This window comes from Prosthecobacter sp. (genome assembly GCF_029946185.1).
Classification (GTDB): Bacteria; Verrucomicrobiota; Verrucomicrobiia; order Verrucomicrobiales; family Verrucomicrobiaceae; genus Prosthecobacter.
This window is the reverse complement of the sequence record NZ_JAQSEA010000167.1, coordinates 1-19,997: the sequence shown is the minus strand read 5'-3', so window position 1 is coordinate 19,997 and position 19,997 is coordinate 1. Positions and strand designations below refer to the sequence as shown.

The following is a 19,997-nucleotide window of genomic DNA, read 5'->3' as shown; positions in this document are numbered from 1 at the left end:
CGAAGGAGACGCTTTTTGTGCACTTCTTCGCGATAGGTCATGGAGACCGCTACCGCCTGCGCCTGAGCAGCAGAATGCCCAGGCTCAGCCCCAGCAGCAGACAGCGGGTGGGCTCGGGCACCAGCACGACGGAGATGGTGCCGTTGGTGGTGAAACTGCTGATGTCCCAGATGTAGCCTGAACCTGCAATGTCAGGAAGATCGAAGCCGCTGGCTTCATCCCCATTCCCATAGAGCCAGCCAGTGTAGCTGTAGCGGCTGTCAAACACGGGGGCTGATGTTAGCCCCGACCAATCGAGGAGATCGAACACCGTCGGCGCGGTGGGCGTAAACGCATCGGCAGTGACGGTGAGGTTGCCACTGAACAGCAGCGTGGTGGAGCCTGTGCCCACGATGTTGAGCCGGTCAGATGTGCCGCCTGGGTTCAGTCCGAGGATGATCGTGCTGCCCGCCTGAAGATCGAGGATGCTGGAACCTGAGCCCGGCTGGAAGGTGAGCGTGCCGTAGCTGCCCTGAGCGCTGCCGTCACCCGCCTGAATGGTGGAGCCGCTAGCCGCAGTGAAGCTGGAGCCCTGCACGACGCCCGTGCCGTAGAGTGTCGCGCCGCTTTCCACCGTGACCGCACCCATGCCCGTGGTGCCCATACCGGTCAGGCCGACCTGCAGAGATCCGGCCTGCACCTGGGTGGCTCCGGAGTAGGTGTTATATCCCCCCAGGACAAAGGCTCCTGAGCCGGTCTTCGTCAGCGCCACCGTTCCGGTGCCGCTGGTGTTGTCCACGATGGAACCCAGTTGCTGTCCCGAGGTGTCTCCTGTGCCCACAGTCAGCGTGGTGGTGGTCCCCGTGGCGTTGTTGAAAATCGTGCCGCCAGGAGTCACGTTGAGAGCACCCAAGATGGCGTTGTACCCGTTCAGGTCCAGAAAGCTCTGGGCATACATGTTCACCGTGGCTGTCGTAGCGATCTGGCTGGCTCCCGACAACTGCACCGTGGCGCTGCCGTAGGCTGCCCCGACTGTGCCGATGATCAGTTTCGACGATACCGCCACTGCACCGCCTGTTTTCGCGAGCACGAGCGTGCCGCTGTTCACTGTGAGCCCCGAAGAGCCGGAGAAGGTGTTGTCGGTGCTGCCGCCGAGGGTCAGCTTGCCGGTTCCGGCTTTGACCACTGAGAGGCTTGTACCAGTCAATGCACCGGTGAAGGTGGAATCCGGTGCCGTTTGGCTCAACGGGTTGCCAATGGTGAGAACCGAATTGGCCGTGGCGAGGACCGTGCCGCTGCCGTTGAGTGCTTTGATCGTCTGTGAGGTGCCAAGGGCCAGCGTGTTGCCTGCGGCCATGGTCACCTGGGCAAATGTGCCGATGGCGATGGCGTTGTTGAGGTTCAGCGTGATCGCGCCACCGGTGCTGGCCAGATTGATCTGCGTGCCATCCACCAGGCTGCTGGCCGCTGAGGCAAGGATGACGCTGCTGGCTCCCGTGCCGCTGTTTTGGAAAGTGATGGTGCGTGGTGCGATGGCTTGATCCGTCAGAGCTCCCAGAGTCAATGTCGCGTTCGCGCTGGCGGTGCTTTTCACATCGAAGGTTGGATTACCGGGAGCGAGGGATGGTCCGCCGATGGTGATGGTTGTCAGTGTCAGCCCGATCGTGCCGCTGGTCACGTTGTCGCCTGCTTTCACGGTGAGGGTGCTGCCGCCTATGATCACGGCTCCGAGGCCGAAGCTGAAGCCGCCTGCGCCTTCGGTGGCGCGATCCGCGATGATGGTGGAACTGGCCAGAATGTTCACCGCATTGGTCAGCGCGCCGCCTGCATCGTAACCGAGGCTCAAGGTGCCGCCGTTCAAGACCATGGCGCCAGTGCCCACGGTGGCGAGAACGGTCGCCGCCTGCATGCGCAGAGTCCCTTCATTGATCTGGTTCGATCCGGTGCGTGCGCTGGCTGCGGTGCTGATGAAGGTCAGAGTGCCGGTGCCAAACTTGGTCAGCAGCGTGGTCGTGCCTCCCAAACCGGCAGCGTTGCTGACAGTGATGTTGCCGGTGCCTCCGATGGTCGTCGGTGCCGCTGCAAGGGTCGTCGTGCCGGTGACCGTGCTGGTGGTGGCGCTGCTGTTGATGATGGCCCCAGCGCTGTTGAATCCGTTGCCGCCGATCGAGGTGAAGTTGCGGTCAGTGCTTTGACCATTCAAATCCAAAGTGCCACCGGCGCTGATCGTCACCCCGCTCGTGCCACCCAAGGCGGTCGCGCTGTTCAGTTTCAAAACGCCCAGGCTTACCGTCGTTGCGCCGGTATAGGCATTGGCACCGCTGAGCGTGAGTGTGCCGAGGCCGGACTTGGCCAGGCCCGTGCCCGCACCATCGAGCCCCAGCACGCCGGTGAAATCGCTGTTCCATGCCGTGGCGCTGTTGGCGTTGCCAATGGTCAGCACAAAGTTCCCGATGACACTGCCATTGCCAGAGAGGGAGGCAATCGTCTGTGCAGCTCCGAGACTGAGCACGCTGTTCCCATTCACCGTGACCTGCGCCAGCGTGCCGAGTGCCGTGGCGTTGTTCAGTCTCAAGGTCACACCGGCATTGGTGCCGCTGTTGATGTTCACCACCGTGCCATCAATCAGGCTCCCCATGGCCGCGCTCAGGATGACGGTACTGTTGATGCTTGAGGCGCCGGAGTTCGTGAAGGTGAGCGTCTTGGCCACGCCCTGATCATTTAAAGCGCCCAAGGTCAGCGTGGTTGTGCCATTGGTCGCCGTGGTCGGGCTTTGCACGTCAAACGTGGGACTGTCCAGCAGCGTGGTGGCTCCAAAGGTGACGCCCGCATTGGTGCCGGCCGTGGTGACATTGTCTCCTGCTTGGATGGTCAGAGTCTGTGCGCCGATGGCAAGGACTCCCAGTGTGTGAGTGAGCCCGGCTCCGGCGGCGTAAACATCGGAAACGATGGTGGAACCTGCCGTGACATAGACGGGATAGGCCACCACCGAAGCCGTGCTGCCGAGACTCAAGGTGCCGCCATTGAGGATGATCGCCGCTGCGGAGGTGCCAAGGGCGGAGGTGGAATTGCTGATGCGCAATGTGCCTTCATCAATGCGAGTGGCTGCCGTGCGCGCACTTGCGAGTGCCGTGCCGCCGCTGTCACCGAGAGTCAGCGTGCCTGAGCCGGTCTTGACGAGGATGTTGTTGCCACTCAGCACTCCGGTGGAGGTGATGCTGCCTGTGCCGCCAATGCTCGCGCCGATGCCGCCCGTGCCATTGCCGAGACCGATGGTCAGCGCACCGATGGAGGCGGCGGTGCCGCTGTTGTTGACCAGCGCACCTGTGCTGCTGATGCCCGCTCCGTTCAAGACTGCGGTGTTGATGATGATCTTGCCATTGAGGTCGAGCACGGCACCGACCTGCACTGTGGCTGTGGAAGTGCTCAGCGCGCTGGTATTTCCTATCACCAGCGTTCCGGCGTTGATGCTGGTGGCCCCGGTGTAGGCGTTGGCAACCACGAGAGTCAGCGTGCCAGCACCGTTCTTGGTCAGACCGCCGGTGGTGGTGCTGGTGATCGAAACCTGAATGCTCAGGCTGTCACCTTCGGCGTTGGTGCCGATCACCAGATCGCCGCTGCCGCCTGTGGTGAGGCCGGCGGCGCTGCCTTCGTCTGCGATCACGGCAGCCACACCGCCGGTGACCAAAATGCCACCCGCAGTATTCGCGCCGTTGTTGATCGTCAGCAGCGTGCCATTGCTGATCGTCAGGGTATCACTTCCCGTAAATTTCAAACCCGCATTGACGGTAACCGAACTCGTTTGAGCAAAGGAACCACTGATCAGATAGGGCGTGGCGTTGCCTGCGCTCATGCTGCTCGTGGCCGTGGTGGTGAACGCTGCACCGATGACCCCGGCAGTGGATGCGGCGAAATCAGCGCCGTTGTAATAGAGGCGCGCATCGATGATGCCCCCGATGTTTGACGCGCCAGCGATGGTTACGCTGGTGCCGGTGGGTGAGACAATGTTCAGGCCGGTGCCCAGTGCAGTTGTGACGAGCGAGGTGAAAGAAACTGTGTTCGTACCAGAGGCTGGCGCATCCACTTTGAGGACACCGCTGCCGGAGGTGAGTGTGAGTGCGCCAAGCGTCTGCGTGCTGGCCGTCGTGGCTCCGCCGTATTCCAAAGTGCCGCTGCCGGTAAAGGTCAGCGCTGACGTGCCGGTCCACCTGCCGCTGGTGCCATCGCCAAGTTTCAAGGTGCCAGCATTGATGATGATGCCGCCGGTGCTGGTGTTCACGCCTTTGAGTGTCCAGCTGCCGGTGCCGTTTTTGGTCACGGTCCCGGCGGCGATTCCGATGACGCTGGAGATGCTGCCATCCCCTGCTCCCGCCAGAGTCAGACCGAAGGCACCGCTCATGGTGCCTGGATTGGTCAGGTTTAAAGTGCCGCTGTCGGAGGAGATCGTAGAGCCGCCCACGGCGAGAATCACCAGGCCAGCGTAGTTGTTCACGCCGCTGACGTTGACGAATGCACCGGTCTGGATGTTGATGCCATTGAGGCCTGCGAACCCCGTGTTTAGATTGCCTGCGGTGCTGCCAAGACTCAGTCCCTCTGCGGCCGTCGTGATGCCGCCCTGAATTTGCAGCGTTGATCCGAGATTCACCACCGTGCCTGACGTCGTGGAACCGAGTGCGTTTGCACTGCGGATGTTGATGATGCCGCCGCTCAGAATGCTGGAGCCTATCGTGGTGGTGCCAGAGTAGCTGTTGTCACCGCTGAGAATCAAAGTGCCGAGCAGTGTTTTCGTGATGTTGCCCGCGACTCCCGTGGCCTGGGTGACCGATCCGCTGATGGTGAGTTGGTCGGCCGCCGAGGCACCGACAGCGACCGTGCGTGTGGCGGAAGAACTGGCCGCCGTGGTGATCTGGAAAGTGCTGCTGAGGGTGTTGACGCCGCCGAAGCCGATCGTACCGCTGGTGCGATTGAGCGCCAGCGTGCCAGATCCGCTGACGGTGGAACCGAAGAAGGCGCTGAGCGTCATGACATTCAGCGTGTGCCCGTTCATGTCCAGCGTGCCGCCTGCATTGATGGTGAGGATGTTCACCGCCTGATCCCCGGCGAAGAGGGCCATCTGATTGTCCGCATCCAGCCGCACCGTGGCATTGCCCGCCGTGCTGGCGGCCGCGGAGCCGATGATCAGGCCGGCCGGAGAACTGCCGGCCAGGCTTCCAACGGCTGTGGCGCCGTCCGTCTTGGCCAGCACCAGTGTGCCGGTGGTGACGATGGTCGCACCGTTGTAAACGTTCGAAGTGCTGCCGCTCAGTGTCAGCGTGCCGGTTCCTGACTTGGTCAGCGCCAGAGTGCCGGTGCCGTTGCTCAGCACGCCGCTGAAGTCGGTGCTCAGAGCGGTGCTGTTGCTGCTGTTGCCGATGATCAGCGTGGCCGTTGTACTTGCATTCACCGTGCCGCTGCCGGTGAGCGAACCAAGCACGATGCCGGTGACGCCGGCGGTGAGGGTGTTGCCACTGGCCACGGTCACCTGCGCCAGGCTCCCAAGGGAAGTAGCCGAGGTGAGATTGAGCAAAACAGCACCGCCTGTGTTCGCGAGATTCACGATGGTGCCCTCGACCAAACTGGTGGCGGCTGATGCCAGCGTGATCGTGCTGCCCAGCGTGCCGCTGTTTTGAAAGGTGAGGGTGCGCGGTGCAAGGGCCTGATCGCTCAACGCACCCAGCGTCAGCGTCATGGCCACAAGCGCTGAGCTTTGCACATCGAAGATTGGACTGCCCGGACGCATGGAGACACCGCCGATGCTCACTGCGCCCAAAGTCAGCCCCATGGTGCCGGCGTTGTCCACAGTTTCGCCTGCTTTCACCGTCAGCGTGTTTCCGCCGATGGTCAGGGTGCTCAGGGTAAAGACGAAGCCGGGGGTGCCGAGGGTGGCGCGGTCGGCGATGATCGTGCTATTGCTCAGGAGGTTCACCACGTTGGTCATGGTATTGGAGACGTTAAAGCCCAGGCTCAGGGTGCCGCCGTTCAGGGCATAGGAGCCGATGCCTACGGGTGCGATGGCCGTGTTCGCCTGGACGCGGAGTGTGCCTTCATCGATTTGATTGGTTCCGTTGCGCGCACTGGTGGTGGTGGAATCGATCACCGTGAGTGTGCCGCTGCCGGTCTTGGTGAGCAGGAAGTTGCCGCCCAGGCCGGTGGCGTTGCTGATGGTGATGTTGCCAGTTCCACCGATGTTGGTGGCTGAGCCCAGAGTGGCTGTGCCTGTGACCGTCGCGGTGGTGCCGCTGCTGTTGATGAGCGCCCCGAGACTGCCGACGCCCGTGCCATTGATGGATGAGAAGGCCCGGTCCGTGGTCTGTCCGTTGAGATCCACCGTGGCCCCGGCAGCGATGGTCACAGCGGTGGTGGCTCCCAGTGCCGTGGTGCTGCCCAGTTTCAAGGTGCCCGCGTTGATGGTGATGGCTCCGGTGTTCACATTGGTGCCGGCCAGGGTCAGCGTGCCGGTGCCGTCCTTGGTCAGCGTTCCCGTCACAATGGCGATGCTGCTGTTGATCACCATGTTCCCCGCACCTCCGAGAGTCAGCGCCTGCGTGCCGCTGATGATGTTGGTGGCGGCGCTGGTCAGGAAGAGTGTCAGCATGCCGGAGTCCACATTGATCCGTGTGGGTGTGATCAGCGATATCAATCCGCTGATGGTGTTGCTGCCTGAGAGGCTGCGGATCACTCCGTCCGCGTTGACGCCGGTCCCGCCCACAGTCGTCGGGCGGGCGAAATTGATGCCGCTGCTGAGCTGCAGCGCCGCGCCCTCCTGCACGGTGATTCCGCCCACGTTGCCAAAGGCCGCCGCATTTTGAATCTCGACCGCACCGGACAAAATCGAGGTGATGCCGGTGTAGGTGTTGGTGCCGGTCAAAATGGTTTTGGAACCGGCCGTGCCATTGAACAGCAGGGCCACGAGACCGGCGGTGCTGCCGTTGTTGGCGATGACGGAGTTGATCGTGATGGTGCTGGTAGTGCTGTTGTTCGTCAGGATCAACTGGCCGGGCGTATTGATGACTGCGCCGCCTGCGGTCAATGTGCCGGCGGAGCCGACTTGTCCGATCGTGAGGTTGCGGGCATCACCATCGAGCTGCACACCGCCGGTGATGCCGAGGCGCAGGATGCTTGAGGGCAGAGCAATGAGACGATCACGAAAATAATCATTCATGGTCAGCGTGTTCAAATCGGTCGTGGCACCGGTGACCGTGACGTTGCCGATGGAGCCTTCCGTGATGTTCAGATTCTTGGTCGCGGTGTATCCTGGCAGAAGAGAGATCGCCGTATTGGACACATGGAGGAGATCCCCCACGTAACCATTCGTCACCTTGCCGCCGACGACCTGTGCCCAGCCTGCCGGCCCCTCCGCGCGGCGGTAGGTGGCCCACGGGCCAATGAAGCCCGTGCTGGTCGAGGTGACGTCTCCCACCGCGGATGCGTTGATCGCGAGCAGGGCGAAATTTGAGCGCGTGATGGTGCCGAGGGAGAGATCCATCCTTCCTCCCGCGCCCGAGGTGAGATTGATCACGTTCAGACCGCCGACAGCCGTGGACGTGCCGCTCACCGCCAGATTGCCAAAGGCCTGGCTGTTTGGGGTTTCCGCCTTGCCAATGAGGTTGAACACGGTGGCCGTGGTGTTGCCAGCGATCATGTTCAAGGCGCCTGGAGTGGGCACATTATGGTAGAAAATGTTTGATTCGGGAGCGCCATCTGCACGGAAATCAAAGATGTTCACGCCTCCGTTCACCGACAGACGGCCAAAGGTGGTCGCGCCTGAGAAAGTGCTGGCACCGGTGTAGGTCATCGTGCTGACGCCTAGAACGGCGCTGCGCTGAAAGCCTGACAACGCGACGGACTCACCAATGCTTGAGCTGATGGTGGTGCCGGTGATCCCCCCATTGCTGTTAATCAGCGAGGTGGCGGCCAGCGTGATCGCTCCGCTGATGATCTGACCGCTGGCATCCAAGCGGATGGCGCCACTGCTTGACCCAAGGCCGGACAGCGTCATCGGCACGGCATACGTACTTCCAACACCACCAATCGCAAGGACGCTGCCGGACTCCACGACGACACTCGTGAGGCCGGAGATTGCGGCAGGCGTTGTCAGTTGAAGAAAGATGCCCGCCGTGGACGAAAGGCTCTTGAGAGTCAGCGTGCCGAGAAGACCCGAGTTGGTGCCGGTTATTCTCAGGTATTGAAACGTGGTAGCCCCGCCCGGGGTCCGTTGAATCGTCAAATTGTTGCCGGTAAGGACGGAATTCAAGACCACAAACAGAGCGGTCGTGCTGCCAGTGGTGGTAAACTCCCCCGTTTCAATGATCGCGTTGTTCGCAAACGCCAGTGTCCCGCCCGTGAAGGTGTGGGCGATGGTGGTGGGGACGCCGGAGAACGGGGTGAATTTCATCCCGCCCAGATTGATGGTGCCGCTCACGGTGATCGTGCCACCGGTCGTGACCGTGTTGAGGCCAAACACCGCCGTGGTATTGGCATTCGTCGTGTTGTTCCAGGCGACGTTGGTGACGGTGCCGTCATTCCAGTTGGTCAGGGTCGTGTCCCACGTGCCGCTGCCTTCTTGTATGCCGGCGGCAGTGCTGGTGTCCCATGTCAGCTGCGCTGAAGCGGTGATGGAAAGCAGCAGGAACACTGCGGCAGACAGCCAGCAGGATCGAGGTGAGCGGCAAGCAAAGAAGAGGTGTTGCATAAGCGAAGCTTGGTTGAGCACCCCTCTTGCTAAGCACATGCATGACCATACCGCCGATCATGCAGACGCCGAATCGCGCAAAGAAGACGTTATTTGTGCATGTCAAAAATGAGCGTGATGGCATGGCGAAATCTAGTTCCGCGCTTTCTTCTTATTCGTTGCATTGTGCTCTTGGTATTCCATTCACTGCATAAGCCTTCGGCTCACTTCGTCATCGCGGGTCGTGGGCGTGGATAGGCGATCTCGGTGCGCTGGTCGGGATGCTTCGCTCCTGGTTTCTTTTGCGCATTGGCTGTGGCGTTGGCAAGAAACTGCAAACGGCTGCTGCTTGTGCCTGCGCCACGAAGTTCCTCCAGCAGTTCATCCACACCTTCCAGCACACAGGTGGGCTGGTACACGTAGTTGCCCAGATCTTCGAGGCGCGTGGAACCCGTGAGCACAAGGCAGGCCTGCATGCCCACTTCAATGGCACCGCGGATGTCCGTCTCCATCGTGTCTCCCACCATCATCACTTCCTCCGTGTGGCGCTGTAGCAGACGTCGTGCACGCTGAAACATGTACGGATTGGGTTTGCCGAGGAAGTAGGCGCGCTGGCCCGTGCTGGCTTCCAGATAGGCGGCGAGCGCTCCTGCGCCGGGGCGCGTCACGTCCTTCTTCACCGGGCACCAGTTGTCCGGATTGGTGGCGACGAGCCGCGCACCTTTCTCCAGCAGTTCATGGGCTTTGGCGAGCTTCTCCGTGGACTGCATGCCTTCGCCCACGACCACGTAAGTGGGCCGGATCGAATCATTGGGGATGCCCGCTTTTTGCAGTGCCAGCGTCAGCCCGGCATCGCCCATGACAAAGGCGGTGCAGCAGGGGTGGTTCTCCGCCAGAAACTCGGCGGTGTTCATGGCGGCGGTGTAAAAATGCCGCGCTGAGATGCCGGTGATGCCCAGATGGTTGAGCTTGACGACCAAGTCTTCAGGTGTGGGCGCAGAGTTGTTGGTGACAAAGACGAAGGGCGTCGAAGTTTCGATGAGGTGATGAATGAATTCCGCCGCCTTGGGCAGCAGATGGTTTTCACGGTAGATCACACCGTCCATGTCGATCAGCAGTCCCTTGGTTTGATTCATGACTTTAGAGGGGGGTTAGGGTTTGGAGCATGGATTGCAGAACTGTCTGCATGCTCCTATGGACTCTTGCTCTAAGCATTCGCGAGACCATCACTCCCGTCATACAGACCCCGAATCGTGCAAAGCAGACGCTCTTTGTGCTCTTTGCTTCAGACTGGCTGCGCCACCCGGCTGCGATAGACCAGCGGGACGCAGTGCTGGTGCTCTCGGAACTGCCGTTGAAAATGCGCTGGTGAAACAAAGCCGCAGTCCATGGAGATCTGGCTCACGGTCAGGTCGGTCTCTGCCAGCAGGAGGCATGCACGCGCGATGCGCAGCTCATTCACATACTGCGGCACGGTGCGGCCCGTGCTCTTCTTGAACAGACGGCTGAAGGCGCTTTTGCCCAAGCCCACGATCGCCGCCAGATCCGCCACATATATGGGCTCCGGCAGATGCGCCGCGATGTATTCACAGGCCAGGGTGATGCGGTCGGACGCTCCCGGGCGCGGCTGCGGCAGCACAGCGGATGAAATTTCCTGCAACTCCTCCGAGTTTGACAGGAGGTCGAGCAGTTGCAGCAGCAGGATCACACGCTTCATGCCATGCACATGCAGCATTTCTTGAACGATGCGTGCGGCCGTCAGCCGGGTGATGCCCCTGACCTCCAGCCCCTGCTCGGCACGTTGAAACAATCTCCGTATGGGGATCATGCTTGAGCGCTGCATCCAGTCCTCATGTCCTGGCAGTTGCGGCATGAATTGCACCACGATGGCCTCCACCTCCTCAGGCGGAGCGCCCACCGCGTGCTGGTTGCGGTAGTCGTGTGGCACATTAGTACCCATCAGAACGAGGTCTCCCGGCTCGAGGCGGGAAATATTGTTGCCCACCAGCCTCTCACTGCCGCCTTTCAACACCAGTGTGATTTCACACTCCGGGTGGTAATGCCACACGCAGCCAAAATCCTGCCCGCGCACAACCTCGCAGACCACCGGTTCGGCGGCGGCGAGGGGGGAGAGCATTTCAACGATCGGCTTCATGAACTGTAGTTGCGGACAATAGGCCGTTTCTCATGCCTGCTATCACAGATGCCCGGCGCATGAAAAACGTTCATAAAACTCATACGCATCAAAGCTGCAGGTAAAAGTTCACTTCTGTGCTGAAGCCTAGTCGGTAAATTCGGTGGTTGCGTACAAATGAATGTTCAAAAGGTCAGGGGATGGGGTGCCCTTCAGGGCTGTGGCTGTTGCCATTTCATTATGCAGCATGCGTGCCACCTGTCGGCGCTGCGCCAAGGCTCCGCACAGATGTGTGTTCATCTGCGACATTCGTATCACTCGCCCCGCTGATCCCACGCTTTCAGGCCCGTCACCGGCAGCAGCGCGTCGGCTGCGGCACGCCACGCGGGTGTGCCTGCCTGCTTGAAAAGCTCGTAAATGAGTTTCTTGCTGTAGGGATCTGCGACAGAGTTCGGCGCATTGCGCCAAAGCCCGAGCCGCAGGCCGCCTTCATGTGCATGATCCACATGCCGGTGGTAGATGAAGGCATCCACCGTGGGCAGTTTCTGAATCTTCTCCCAGGCATACGCATAGGCGGCGGCCTGAAGCTGTTCGCCATCAGGTTTTAGCAGTGTGTGGAAGCCCTGCTCGCTGAGGATGATGCGGCGTGGTTTGCCGTTGAATAGGAGTTCCGGCCGTTCGAGATGCGTGGGAAGCACCTCCAGATTCTTGAAGGTGACCTTGTTGGTGTTGTCATCGTGCGTGACGGTTTTGTCCGCCCATGCGCGGGGATTGCCGAGGTCCTCGGGGTAGGGGTGCCACGCGACGTGCCAGTCGAAGTCGCCACGCTCACGCACGAACCGGGCGAAGGTATCCAGAAATTCGCGGCCGGGCGTGGCTTCCTGCGGGCTCACATTGTGCATGCTGCTGCTCCAATGATGATCGGAGGAGAGGTAGGTGCGGGCATTCTGCGAATGCTTGCGAATGGCCTTGTGCATGATGCGGAAGGCTTTCTCATACTCACTCGCGGCAGTTTCCAGCGGCACGAGTCCCATGTTGTTCCAGAGGAAATGCGAGTTCACCTCGTTGCCGATGATCCAACCCCAGGTACGGCCATGGTCAGGGTGGACACCACTCCAGCGTTCGGCCAGCATGCTGATGACGGCGTCCAAAAAGCCGCTCGTCGTGTTCACCGCACCGACACTGAACTTGTAATCTTTGCGATGCCCCGGATGCAGCACGACGGCATCAATGGCCGCGTTCTTGGACGGATAGGCGATGATGATGAGGTAAACGAGCACGCCCTTGTCGGAGAGCGGTTTGATCTGGCGGTCCAGCGAGGTGAGGTATTTTTGATTGAAGACGAACTCGCCGGTTTCCGGCTTCGATTTGGGATCAAACAGCGCGGTGAGATTCACATTGATCCCTGCATGATGAATGCCGAGCGCCAGCGCATCATCCACCATCTGCACCTGCAGGCCTTTCTGATTCGGCGGCGTGGGAAACGGATCGCTGTTTTGTGCAACGGCGATTTGCGTGAAGAGAAGGCAGAGAAGAAGATGACGCATGAGTGACGAGACAACCGTAGCAGCGAATGAGCAACCGCAAGCTACCTGCGAACGCTGCGGCAGTCTGGGTGCCGCCCTCTTTGGAGATGTCGTGATTTGTGATGAGTGCTACGTGGCCTGCACAGCGTGTTGTGCGGATGAGTGTGAAGAGTAAAAGGCAGTGAGGGGAAGGTTGTTTGGCTGCTGAGCGCGGTTGCAACAGGCGCTCGACATCCAAGTTTCTTATCGAATAGTGAAATGCTTGGATCAATCCATCCAAGGATAATATCGATGAACACACCCCAATGCCTGCGCTGTGAAGTGGCGATGGAGGACGGCCACATTCCAGATTTCTGGCGCCACGGAGCACGGCGACAACCGGTATGGGTTCCAGGGGCACCAGTCAAAGGGTGGTGGCAGGGGCTCAGGCTCGAGGGGCGGCAGTTGCCCGTCCAAACATTCCGTTGCCCAAAGTGCGGCAGGCTTGAGTCATTTGCCAGAGATCCGTAGCGATCGTTCGCTTGGTTCACTCCTTCTCCGGCACCAGCTTCAGTGCCAGCTATCTGAAATCGCGCACGCGGTGGAAGGTTGCGGTGTCGGCATCATGCTGATTCGGGGCATGGATGCTCGAACGTGCGATGATGGCGAGGTCATCGCCATCGACCACGGGGCGTGCATACATGAAGGATTGCGAAATTTTGGCCGCCTGTCCTCTGCTGGATGTTGCCAATGACGAGACAGAATGTTCGCAACAATGCACAACATGCGTTGAGACGCCGTTGATTCCTTTCGTAGGTTCCCGCATGTCCCTCACCTCCTTCTTTCAGCCACGCAGCATTGCTCTCGTCGGAGCTACGGAACGGGAAGGGAGTGTCGGACGAGCGATCTGGGACAACTTGCGCGGCTTTTCAGGGGTGGTGTTTCCGGTGAATGCAAAGCGTGCAGAGGTGTGCGGAGTCAAGGCTTATCCAAGCATTGCGGCGTTGCCGGAGGTGCCGGAGCTGATGATCATTGTGACACCGGCAATCACCGTGCCGTCGCTGGTCGAGGAGGCTGGTGTGGCGGGTGTGAAGGCTGTGGTGGTGATTTCCGCTGGATTCAAAGAATCGGGGGCTGCTGGTGCCAAGCTGGAAGCGGAGGTGCTGGCGACGGCGCAGCGGCATGGGATGCGCCTGATCGGGCCAAACTGCCTCGGACTGATGAATCCGCATGTGGGGCTAAATGCGAGCTTTGCCAGCAGCGTGGCGCAGCCGGGGAGGGTGGCATTTCTGAGCCAGAGCGGGGCGCTGTGCACCGCCATCCTTGACTGGAGCCATGATCAGAATGTAGGCTTCAGCGCGTTTGTTTCCACCGGGGCGATGGCAGATGTGGGATGGGGTGATCTGATCCGGCACTTCGGTGATGATCCGCATACGAGCAGCATCGTGATTTACATGGAGTCCGTGGGGAATGATGCCGCCGCATTCCTGGCAGCCGCGCGGGCCGTGGCGGCGCAAAAGCCCATCGTGGTGATCAAGGTCGGACGTACGGCGGAGGCCTCGCGTGTGGCGGCTTCGCATACGGGCGCGCTGACTGGCAGCGATGCCGTGCTGGATGCGGCGCTGAGGCAAAGCGGCGTGCTGCGGGTGGACACAATTGAGGAGCTGTTCGACATGGCGGAGGTGCTGGCCAAGCAGCCGCTGCCAACCGGGCGGCGTCTCGCGATTGTGACGAACGCGGGTGGTCCAGGCGCATTGGCGACGGATGCTCTGGTGCTTGGCAAGGGGGAGTTGGCGGAACTATCGGAGCAGACGATGGCGGATTTGAACGCGCTGCTCCCTGAGTGCTGGAGCCATCACAATCCTGTCGATGTTTTAGGCGATGCGGATGCGGTGCGGTTTGCCCAGGCACTGCGCATCGTGGCCTTGGACGCTGCTGTGGACGGTGTGCTGGCCATTTTGACACCTCAGGCCATGACTCATCCCACGAACATTGCACGAGAGGTCGCGGTGATCGCAGGCGAGATCGACAAGCCGCTGCTGGCGAGTTGGATGGGTGCGCAGAGTGTGAAGGAAGGACGCGGTATTCTCAATGCGGCAGGGGTGCCGACTTATGATTACCCCGATGAAGCTGCGCTGGCTTTTGTGCGCATGAGGGAACATCGTCTGCGCCTGATCTGGCTGAGCGAAACGCAGAGCGCCCATGCAGATGATGATGGCGAAGCTTTGCCGCTGGTGGGTGATATGATTGACTCAGTGCTCAAGAGCGGGCGAACCCTGATGACGGAGCAGGAAGCCAAGCAACTGCTGCAGGTGTCGGGCATTCCCATCGTGGAGACACGCGCGGCCTATGATGAAGCGGCGGCCATCGCTGCTGCTGAGGCGCTGGGTTATCCAGTGGTGGTGAAGCTGCTCTCCTCCACGATCACGCACAAGAGTGACTGCGGTGGCGTGCAGCTCAATCTGCTTAATGCGGCGGCGGTGCAGCAGGCCTGGCGACTGATCCTGGACAATGTGACGCACCTGCATGGGCTGGCTGCTTTTGAAGGGGTGACGGTGCAGCGTATGATCACGCAGAAGGGGGTGGAATTGATCCTCGGCGCGAGCACGGACGCGCAGTTCGGGCCGGTGCTGCTCATCGGTGCGGGCGGGACCTTGGTGGAGGTCTTGCAAGATCATGCGCTGGCCCTGCCGCCGCTCAATCACGCACTGGCACGGCGCTGGTTGGAGCAGACGAGAATCGCCAAAGTGCTGCATGGAGTGCGCGGTCAACCGGCGGTTGATCTGGCGGCTTTGGATGATACGCTGGTGAAATTTGCCCGGTTGGTGCAGCACGAGCGGCGCATTGTGGAACTGGACATCAATCCGCTGCTGGCTACGCCGGATGGTGTCGTGGCGCTGGATGCGCGTGTGGTGGTGCGGATGTGAATGGCTTAATCGTGCGACATGCGGATCACGCTGCGGTGCATGCTAGAACCAGCTTGTCCCGATGTGGCTGCTGCCGCTAGAACTTGAATTGAGGTCAGTGGAAAGTTGGCAGATTCGTTGGTTGCTTGTATTTACGTATGCTGCGTGAGAGCAGCTGCGTCCGGACGGGCGCTAAAAAACGAATCCTTTGAGCATGATTACCTTTTTAAAACATCCCTTGATTGCACTGGCGCTGCTGTTCGCGAGCTGCGAGCGCACTCCGGGAGGAGCTCCTCCGGCAGCACCTGGACCGCCACCGCCTGTGGAAGTGGGCGTGATCACCATCAAAACGGCACCCGTCACACTGACACAGGATCTGCCGGGTCGTATTTCAGCCCTCCGCGTGGCCGAGGTGCGCGCACGCGTCAATGGCATCGTCCTGAAGCGCCTCTTCAAGGAGGGCAGCGATGTGAAGGAAGGACAGGTGCTCTATGAGATCGACCCCGCATCGTATGAGGCGGCACTCGACAGCGCCCAAGGCACGCTGGCCCGCGCTGAAGCCGGACTAAATTCCGCTCAGTTAAAACTGAACCGCATGCAGTCGCTGGTCAGTTCCAATGCGATCAGCAAACAGGACTTTGACGAAGCTTCAGGCAGCCAGCGCGTCAATCTGGCGGAGGTGCTGCTCGGCAAGGCGGCGGTGAAGAGCGCGAAGATCAATCTCGACTACACCAAGGTCACCGCTCCCATCACCGGCCGCATCGGCCTCTCGCAAGTGACGGAAGGTGCCTATGTGCGCACGGACCAAGCGACCCTGCTGGCAATCGTGCAGCAGATCGACCGCGTCTATGTGGATGTAAACCAGCCCAGCAGCGACCTGCTTCGCCTGAAGAAAGCCCTCGCCAGCGGCCGGCTCAAGGCGGACGCCTCAGGCCAGCCCAGTGTGAAGCTCGTCCATGAAAACGGCGACATCTATCCAGAGGATGGCACGCTGGAAGTGTCTGACGTCACGGTGAATACGCTGACCAATTCCGTCACCGTGCGCGCCGTGTTCCCGAATCCACGTGGCGACCTGCTGCCCGGCATGTTTGTTCGTGCACGGCTGGAGGAGGGCACGACGCCCAATGCCATCCTCGTGCCGCAGTTCGCCGTCACCCGCAATTCAAAGGGCGAGCCGACTGCGCTGGTCGTGGGTGCGGAAAGCAAAGTCGAACTGCGTGTGCTGGAGACACCGCGTGCTGTCGGCAATCAATGGCTGGTCACCTCCGGACTGAAAGCAGGCGACCAGCTCATCATCAACAACCTCCAGAAGATTCGTCCCGGTGCTCAGGTCAAAGTCGTCGCGGATGCTCCTGCTCCACCCCCTGCCGATTCCAAGTAATCCACGATGTCACGTTTCTTCATCGATCGGCCCGTCTTCGCATGGGTCATTGCCATCATCATCATGCTGGCGGGGGCTCTCTCCATCGAGAGGCTGCCCATCGCCCAGTATCCCAGCATTGCGCCGCCCACCATTGCCATCATCGCGAGCTATCCCGGTGCTTCCGCAAAGACGCTGGAAGACACGGTGACGCAGGTCATTGAGCAGAAGCTCAATGGCATTGACCACCTGCGTTACATTGAGTCCGCCAGTACGTCGGACGGCACCGCAACAATCACCGTCACCTTTGATGGGGAAGCCAATGCCGACACCGCGCAGGTGCAGGTGCAGAACAAGGTCGCGCTCGCCATTCCATCGCTGCCGCTGGAAGTGCAGCAGCAGGGCGTGCAGGTGAACAAATCGGTGCGCAACTTCCTCATCGTGGTCGGCCTTATCTCGACGGATGGTAGCATGTCCAACACCGACCTCGCCGATTACAATGCCAGCGTGATGAAGGACCCCATCAGCCGCTTGCAGGGGGTGGGTGAGATTCAGGCTTTCGGCACGCAGTATGCCATGCGCATCTGGCTTAATCCCGACAAGCTGACGAAGTATCAGCTTTCCACGAACGATGTCATCGCCGCCGTGCGCGCGCAAAATGCGCAGATCTCCGCCGGTGCCTTGGGGGCGCTGCCCGCTGCGGAAGGCCAGCTTCTGAATGCCACGGTCATGGCGCAGAGCCGTCTGCAGACGCCGGAGCAGTTTGGTGCCATTCTTCTACGCGTCGGCCAGGATGGCTCACGCGTCTTCCTGCGTGATGTCGCGCGGACGGAACTCGGCAGTGAATCGTACAACGTCATGGCGCGTTACAATGGCCTGCCAGCCAGCGGCATGGCCATCCGGCCCGCTCTGGGTTCCAATGCGCTGGAAACGGTGGACCTCGTGAAGAAGAAGGTGGAAGAGCTCTCGCAGTTCTTCCCACCGGGCGTGAAGGCCATCTACCCCTACGACACCACGCAGTTTGTGCGCATCTCGGTGGAGGAGGTGGTGAAAACGCTGATTGAGGCTGTGATCCTCGTCTTCTTGGTGATGTTCGTCTTCCTGCAAAGCTGGCGTGCCACGTTGATCCCCACCATCGCCGTGCCCGTCGTTTTGCTCGGTACTTTTGGCATCATGTCGGCGGCAGGGTATTCCATCAATACGCTCACGCTTTTTGGACTGGTGCTCGCCATCGGCCTGCTGGTGGATGACGCCATCGTCGTCGTTGAAAACGTCGAGCGTGTGATGCAGGAGGAAGGCCTCTCGCCGAAGGAAGCCACGCGCAAATCCATGGATCAGATCAGTGGTGCGCTCGTCGGCATCGGGCTGGTGCTCAGCGCGGCCTTTGTGCCCATGGCCTTCTTCACCGGGTCCAGCGGCGTCATCTACCGGCAGTTCTCGCTCATCATCGTCAGTTCGGTGGCGCTCTCCGTGCTGGTCGCGCTGATTCTCACTCCGGCACTCTGCGCCACCTTGCTGAAGCCGGTGCCCAAGGACCACGGCATCAACAAACGTGGCCCCTTCGGCTGGTTCAATCGTGCTTTCGAGCGGACGGCGGATCGTTATACCAGCGCGGTTGGCGTGTTCCTCAAGCACTACGTGCTCGCGCTCATCCCTTACATTGCCATCGGCGTCGCCGTCGTTTATCTCTTCGGGCGCGCGCCCACCGGCTTCCTGCCGGATGAAGACACCGGAGTGCTATTCGCCATGGCGCAGCTCCCTCCGGGTTCTACGCGGGACCAGTCGGATGAAGTGCTGAAGAAAATGGAGAAGCATTTCTTCGAGGAGGAAAAGGACGTGGTCGAAGGCGGTTTCGGCGTTCTGGGTTTCAGTTTCAGCGGCAATGCGCAGAATCAGGTGCTCATGTTCGTCAAACTCAAGCCTTGGGCGGAACGCAAACTGCCCGAGCAAAAGGTGAAGGCCATTCAGATGCGGGCCTTGGGCAAGTTTGGTCAGTTCAAAGAAGCCCTCGCCTTCGCTTTCGCGCCACCCGCTGTGCTGGAACTCGGCACCGCCACAGGCTTCGACATGCGCCTCGTCGATCTCGGCGGGCTCGGCCATGAGGCACTCATGGATGCCCAGGGGCAGCTTCTCGGCATGGCCGCTAAAAACCCACTCCTTTCCTCCGTGCGCCCCAATGGACTTGCGGACACCTCCGCTTATCAGATCGAAATCGATCAGGAAAAAGCCAGCGCGCTGGGGCTCTCCCTCGCAGACATCAATGCCTCCCTCAGCACCATCCTCGGCTCCACCTACATCAATGATTTCATCGACAAGAACCGCGTGAAGCGTGTCATGATGCAGGGAGACGCCCCCTTCCGCATGCTACCGGAGGACATCAACCGCTGGTATGTGCGCAATACTCAAGGCGGCATGGTGCCGTTCTCCGCCTTCTCCAGCGCCACCTGGAAAATGGGCTCCCCGAAGCTCGAACGCTTCAATGGTGCGCCGTCGCTTTCCATCCTCGGTGAACCCGCGCCGGGGCACAGCTCCGGTGAGGCCATTCACGAGATCCTGCAGATGGCGAAGTCACTGCCGTCGGGCATTGGCGTCGCCTGGGCTGGGCTGTCGTATGAAGAGCAAGCCTCCGGCTCCAAGGCTTCATCCGTTTACATCATCGCGCTGCTCATGGTCTTCCTTTGCCTCGCTGCGCTCTATGAAAGCTGGGCCATCCCGTTCTCCGTCATGATGGACATGCCGCTCGGCGCGCTGGGTGTCGTTGCTGCCACGCAATGGCGCGGCATGCCCAATGACATCTATTTCCAAATTGGCCTCATCACCATCATCGGCCTCTCCGCCAAGAACGCGATCCTCGTCGTGGAGTTTGCCAAAGAGCATTTTGATCAAGGTTCCACGCTCATCGACGCCGCGCTGCACGCCGTCCGCCAGCGCCTGCGCCCCATCCTCATGACCTCCATCGCCTTCGGTCTCGGAGTGCTGCCCCTGGCGATCAACACCGGCGCGGGTTCCGGCAGCCAGAACGCCATCGGCACCGGCATCGTCGGCGGAGCCATCACCACCACCCTCCTCGGCCTCTTCTTCGTGCCCCTCTACTTCGTCGTCATTCTGCGCCTCTTCCGCGTGAAGCCATTGAATGCCCCCGCAGCGCAGAAGGCGGAAGCAAAGTAAACCGGTTGCGCCGCAACCGGTTTGGAAGGTTCCAGTTGCAGCGCAACTGGACAACTTTGCTGCCGCCGCGGCGTTTCCAATATGGAGTGCGGTCGCGAAGGGCTGACCTTTACCCACAAGTTGGCTTTGCTCACTGCGCGATGTCATGGAGATCATGCTTATCTCGGACTGATCTTCCTCGTCTCGAAGGCCAACGGCCTTCTGCACCACAGCGAAGGGTTGCCGAGCCCTAGCG

8 protein-coding genes are annotated in these 19,997 nt (G+C 60.6%); 3 read left to right on the top strand and 5 right to left on the bottom strand.

Features of this window, described 5'->3' with window-relative positions:
• Window positions 1–49: 49 nt before the first annotated feature.
• The 5 genes from PSV43_RS14740 to PSV43_RS14720 form a co-directional block, all read right to left on the bottom strand.
• On the bottom strand, window positions 50–8,710 hold the full coding sequence (locus PSV43_RS14740) for an autotransporter-associated beta strand repeat-containing protein (protein ID WP_300198700.1): 8,661 nt from the start codon (window positions 8,708–8,710) through the stop codon (window positions 50–52).
• Window positions 8,711–8,913: 203 nt separating this feature from the next.
• Window positions 8,914–9,825, bottom strand: a complete 912-nt coding sequence (locus PSV43_RS14735; protein WP_300198697.1) for an HAD-IIA family hydrolase — start codon at window positions 9,823–9,825, stop codon at window positions 8,914–8,916.
• Between the two features lie 149 nt (window positions 9,826–9,974).
• Entirely contained in the window at window positions 9,975–10,844 is an 870-nt protein-coding gene (locus tag PSV43_RS14730) for an AraC family transcriptional regulator (protein ID WP_300198694.1), read from the bottom strand.
• Window positions 10,845–11,137: 293 nt separating this feature from the next.
• Window positions 11,138–12,370, bottom strand: coding sequence for a DUF5722 domain-containing protein (locus PSV43_RS14725; RefSeq protein WP_300198691.1), 1,233 nt, complete (start codon window positions 12,368–12,370; stop codon window positions 11,138–11,140).
• 538 nt (window positions 12,371–12,908) lie between these two features.
• Window positions 12,909–13,031 carry a hypothetical protein gene (locus tag PSV43_RS14720; protein ID WP_300198688.1) on the bottom strand — a complete coding sequence of 41 codons (123 nt, stop codon included), beginning with the start codon at window positions 13,029–13,031 and terminating at the stop codon, window positions 12,909–12,911.
• Between the two features lie 121 nt (window positions 13,032–13,152).
• Between PSV43_RS14720 and PSV43_RS14715 the strand changes: the two genes are divergently transcribed.
• The 3 genes from PSV43_RS14715 to PSV43_RS14705 all read left to right on the top strand — a co-directional run bounded on the left by PSV43_RS14715 (window position 13,153) and on the right by PSV43_RS14705 (window position 19,762).
• Window positions 13,153–15,255 carry an acetate--CoA ligase gene (locus tag PSV43_RS14715; protein ID WP_300198685.1) on the top strand — a complete coding sequence of 701 codons (2,103 nt, stop codon included), beginning with the start codon at window positions 13,153–13,155 and terminating at the stop codon, window positions 15,253–15,255.
• Between the two features lie 193 nt (window positions 15,256–15,448).
• Window positions 15,449–16,615: an efflux RND transporter periplasmic adaptor subunit gene (locus PSV43_RS14710; protein ID WP_300198682.1), complete on the top strand. Its 1,167-nt coding sequence runs from the start codon at window positions 15,449–15,451 to the stop codon at window positions 16,613–16,615.
• Between the two features lie 6 nt (window positions 16,616–16,621).
• On the top strand, window positions 16,622–19,762 hold the full coding sequence (locus PSV43_RS14705) for an efflux RND transporter permease subunit (protein WP_300198679.1): 3,141 nt from the start codon (window positions 16,622–16,624) through the stop codon (window positions 19,760–19,762).
• The last annotated feature ends 235 nt before the right edge of the window (window positions 19,763–19,997 follow it).